The sequence below is a fragment of the Kitasatospora sp. NPDC048722 genome, from assembly GCF_040650235.1.
Classification (GTDB): Bacteria; Actinomycetota; Actinomycetes; order Streptomycetales; family Streptomycetaceae; genus Kitasatospora.
Genome location: NZ_JBEZGX010000140.1, coordinates 1 through 4,191 on the forward strand (window position 1 = coordinate 1; position 4,191 = coordinate 4,191).

Annotated in this window: 4 protein-coding genes and 1 pseudogene; 3 read left to right on the plus strand and 2 right to left on the minus strand. The window is 72.2% G+C overall.

Features of this window, described 5'->3' with window-relative positions:
* Positions 1-113, minus strand: a pseudogene (locus AB0C76_RS41045) (electron transfer flavoprotein subunit beta); the annotation flags it as partial.
* 335 nt (positions 114-448) lie between these two features.
* On the minus strand, positions 449-775 hold the full coding sequence (locus tag AB0C76_RS41050) for a thioredoxin family protein (protein WP_359975813.1): 327 nt from the start codon (positions 773-775) through the stop codon (positions 449-451).
* A 322-nt stretch (positions 776-1,097) separates the two neighbouring features.
* Here AB0C76_RS41050 and AB0C76_RS41055 point away from each other — a divergent pair, with 322 nt between their 5' ends.
* The 3 genes from AB0C76_RS41055 to AB0C76_RS41065 all read left to right on the plus strand — a co-directional run bounded on the left by AB0C76_RS41055 (position 1,098) and on the right by AB0C76_RS41065 (position 4,074).
* On the plus strand, positions 1,098-1,523 hold the full coding sequence (locus AB0C76_RS41055) for a DUF4395 domain-containing protein (protein ID WP_359975816.1): 426 nt from the start codon (positions 1,098-1,100) through the stop codon (positions 1,521-1,523).
* 216 nt (positions 1,524-1,739) lie between these two features.
* Complete coding sequence (locus AB0C76_RS41060; RefSeq protein WP_359975819.1) at positions 1,740-2,510, plus strand: lysophospholipid acyltransferase family protein; 771 nt, start codon at positions 1,740-1,742, stop codon at positions 2,508-2,510.
* Positions 2,511-2,751: 241 nt separating this feature from the next.
* On the plus strand, positions 2,752-4,074 hold the full coding sequence (locus AB0C76_RS41065) for a hypothetical protein (RefSeq protein WP_359975822.1): 1,323 nt from the start codon (positions 2,752-2,754) through the stop codon (positions 4,072-4,074).
* Positions 4,075-4,191 lie beyond the last annotated feature (117 nt).

Genomic DNA, 4,191 nt, shown 5'->3' on the forward strand with positions numbered 1-4,191 from the left:
TCCGACAGGAGGCCGTCCACGCCCTCCCGGTCGGTGGTGTGGTCGTCCGCGAAACGACGGTCACCCGTCGCGTCCGGCACGTGCTTCACACAGACAACGATCCTCAAGCTCACGGCCTGTCTCCTGTACTGGTCTCGTCCGGCGGCTGCGGCTGTGCAAGCCGGTGCGAACATGGCTCGCACCTGCTCCGGGCAGCGGATTTCCCGTGCCGGTCCGGAACTTCCTGGCAGCATACTCGCCGGTAGCCCAGTGGTCACTACTGGCCAGTAGCTTACGCCGGGAGGGCTGCACCACCGCCTGCGCCCATCCTGCCCCAGCCCGCCCCCGACACCACCCGACGGGGCGGCGCATCCTCGGCGGGATTCCCGGCGCCGACGGCGAACAGACGACAGCGAACAGACGACAGATGACAGATTTCATCATCTGTCATCTGTTCGCCCTCACGTGCTCAGACCGCCCGTCCGAGCGCCGCGATCACGTCCGCCTTGCGCGGCATCCCGGCCGCCCGCCGCACCACGCGCCCACCGGCGTCCAGGACGAGAACGGTCGGCGTCCGCTGGATCTCCAGCCGGCGCACCAGCTCCAGCCGCTCCTCCGCGTCCACCTCGACGTGCGCGACGCCGTCGATCATGCCGGCCACCTCCGTGAGCACCCGCCGGGTCGCCCGGCAGGGCTGGCAGAACGCCGTCGAGAACTGGACGAGCGTCGCCCGCTCCCCCAGCGCCCCGCCCAGCTCCTCCTCCGACAGCCGGACCGTCCCGTCCTCGGTGGGCACCCTCGACCTCCCGTCGCACCTTCACCACCAGCAGCTCGCGCCCCACCGCCGCCACCGGCAACTCGGTGACACACAGCCAAAGGGCCGGGCCGCCCCCAGTCTGCGACATTCGCATGCTCATCCCAAAAGCGGATTGTCATAGACAGGTCGCCCCCTGACACTCGGCCCGCGTAGCATCGGCGAGTGGATTCCGACCGCCCCTCGCAGCCGCCGATACCGACCTCCCGCCGCCATGTCGCCCTGGGCCGGGCCACCGCCTCCCGCTGACGCGCCGCCCGCACGCGCCCCCGCCGCCGCCCGTCGCGACCCTCCCGGAGCCCCTGTGCAGATAGACCCCCGCGGCCCCCGTTTCTCCGCCGCGCTCAGCGCGATCGTCCTCGCCGCCGTGCTGATCACCGGCAGCAGCTCGCTCCTCGCCCTCCAAGCCGCCGTCTTCGCGCTCCCCGCGTTCGGCGGCCTGCGGCTCTCCCCGTACGGCTGGCTCTACCGCACCTTCGTTCGCCCCCACCTGGCGCCGCCCACCGCGACCGAGGACGAGCGCCCGCCGCGCTTCGCCCAGGGCGTGGGCCTGGTCTTCGCCGCCGTCGGCAGCCTCGGCTTCCTCAGCGCCGTCCCCTGGCTCGGCCTGCTCACCACCGCGTTCGCCCTGGCCGCGGCCTTCCTCAACGCCGCGTTCGGCTACTGCCTCGGCTGCGAGATGTACCTGCTGATCCGCCGCGCCCAGGGCCGCCCCGACGTCGTGGCCTGACCCGGCCGGGAAAGTTCCCGCTCGGATTCATCACCGATATCACACGGCGAATATCCGCTTGACGGCACGCCTCAGGTGACAGCAGGCACTCGTTCGGGGGATCATCTCCGTGTATCACCCGTGACCGCCGCGGCGTGCCGTGCTCCGGTCGGCCCCCACGCAACGGCGCGGGTCCCCGCCGTACCGGGCCCCGGCCCGTGGAAGTCAGGACTGACCGTGGCAGAGTTCGTCTACCCGCCGGTGATCGGCGCCGCACTCACCGCCTTCCGCGCGCTCGACGTGCGCATCAAGATCGTGGGGGCCGAGCACATCCCCGCCAAGGGCGGAGCCGTGCTGGTCAGCAACCACATCAGCTACCTGGACTTCCTCTTCGCCGGCCTCGGCGCCTACCGAGGCGGCAAGCGCAAGACCCGCTTCATGGCCAAGGACGACGTCTTCAAGCACGGCATCTCCGGCCCGCTGATGCGCGGCATGAAGCACATCCCGGTCGACCGCACCGACGGCCAGCCCGCCTACGAGGCCGCGGTGCGCGCCCTCAAGGCCGGCGAGGTCGTCGGGGTGTTCCCCGAGGCGACCATCAGCCGCTCGTTCATGCTGAAGAAGTTCAAGACCGGCGCCGCCCGCATGGCCGCCGACTCCGGCGCCCCGCTGCTGCCCGTCGTCCTGTGGGGCACCCAGCAGCTCTGGACCAAGGGCCGCCCGAAGACCCTGACCAAGCGGCACGTCCCCGTCACCATCATGATCGGCGAGCCGATCCACCTCGCCCCCGGCGACAAGCCGGTCATGGTCACCCGGAGACTGCGCGCCGCGATGAGCGAGATGCTCGACCGCGCCCAGCGCGAGTACCCCGGCAAGCCCTCCGGCCCGGACGACACCTGGTGGCTGCCGGCCCAGCTGGGCGGCACCGCGCCCACCCTGGAGGTCGCCGAGGCCGAGGACGAGGCGGAGGCTCTCGCCAAGGCCGAGCGCCGCGCCGCCAAGGGCTGAGCCCGCCGGCCGGTCCCCGATCCGTCACCACCCGGGCCCCTCACCCCCTGCCCGCCTCCCCCACTCCGCCAATCCCTCCCGTTACTCCATGTGGCCGAGCGGACGCGCTCCGAAGCGTGTCGGCCGGCCGCCGACACGTCCCGTCTGACACAGTGGCAGACCCGTTCGGGGGCCTTCGTCCTGAATCGGCGACGGAGCGAGAGTCGGAACGGCCGCGAGGCCGGAGACGGAGATGACGCGGATGACCGGCACAGGGCAGTCAGCCACGACCAGGGCCCGCACCCGCGCAAGCGCCGGTGCGGGCCTTCTGCTGCTGGGCACCCTTCTCACCGGTTGCGGAGCCGAGCCCGGTGAGATCCCGCTCTCCGAGATCCGGCCCGAGAGCCCCACCGCCACGCCCGAGCCGACGACCGCCTCCCCCACCCCCGGCGTCGTCGGCGCCGCGGCCGGTGCCACCGGTGCCGCTGCGGTGGCGGCGCACAACGGCCTGATCGCCAGTCGGGCGTTCCTCGACCCCGGCCGCACCACCAGCGCCATCGTCACCGTCGGCCCCGACGGGAGCGGCGAACACCAGGTCACCCAGCCGCCCGCCCGCACCCGCGACGACCGTCCCGACTGGTCCCCCGACGGCAGCACCATCACCTTCGACCGCACCGACCCGCAGACCGGCACCGCCCGGCTCTGGACGGTCTCCGCGAGCGGCGAGGGCGAGCACCAGATCGGCCAGCTCTGCGAGAACGGCACCGCCGACTGCAGCAACGAGGACGAACGCGCCCCCGCCTACTCCCCCGACGGCACGCAGCTCGCGTTCAGCCGCTCCTGGGGCGCCGTCAACCCGGCCGGCAACAACACCACCCAGATCCAGTACTCCGACCTCTACCTGATGGCCCCGGACGGCACCAACGTCCAGCGCCTCACCTTCCTCACCAACGACAAGCCGTACTCCGGCGAGGTCGGCAACCCCAGCTGGTCCCCCGACGGCAAGCGCCTCGCCTTCGAGTACCGCACCGGCGCGAGCGGACAGCCCGCCAACTCCCGGGCCGTGTACGTCGTCAACACCGACGGGACCGGCCTGCGCCAGCTCACCCCTTGGGAGCTCCACGCCGGCGACCGCGCGAGCTGGTCCCCCGACGGCAGCCAGATCCTCTTCACCACCTACCCGGCCGGCCCCGAGAACGCGCCCGGCGGCGGCATCTACACCGTCCACCCCGACGGGAGCGCCATCGCCGCCCTCACTCCCGCCCCTTCCGACGCCTACTACGGCGCCGCCTCCTACGCGCCCGACGGCCGGTCGATCGTCTTCGCCCAGGCTCCTGCAGGCGCGACCGCCGACCTCTACAGCATGAAGCCGGACGGCACCGGGGTCGCCCGGCTCACCAACAGCACCGGTAAATGGCTCAGCCGGCCGAAGTGGGGCACGGCCGCCCCATCCGCGTCGACCGCGCCCACGGCGCCCACCCAGGCCCAGGCCCAGGCGCAAGCGCCGGCACAGGCCCAACCGTCGGTGAACGCCCAGACGGATCCGCTGGCCCCGGACGGCCAGGAGGGCGAGGACGGCAACTGAGCCGTCCCAAAGATCCACCGGAAACGCAAAAAGACCCACTCCCGGTCGGGAGTGGGTCTTTTTGGAATGATTGTTCGGCGGCGTCCTACTCTCCCACAGGGTCCCCCCTGCAGTACC

What these genes read in the sequence shown, in the direction of transcription:
- AB0C76_RS41065 (WP_359975822.1), top strand. Translation starts at nt 2,752, where the DNA reads ATGACCGGCACAGGGCAGTCAGCCACGACCAGGGCCCGCACCCGCGCA.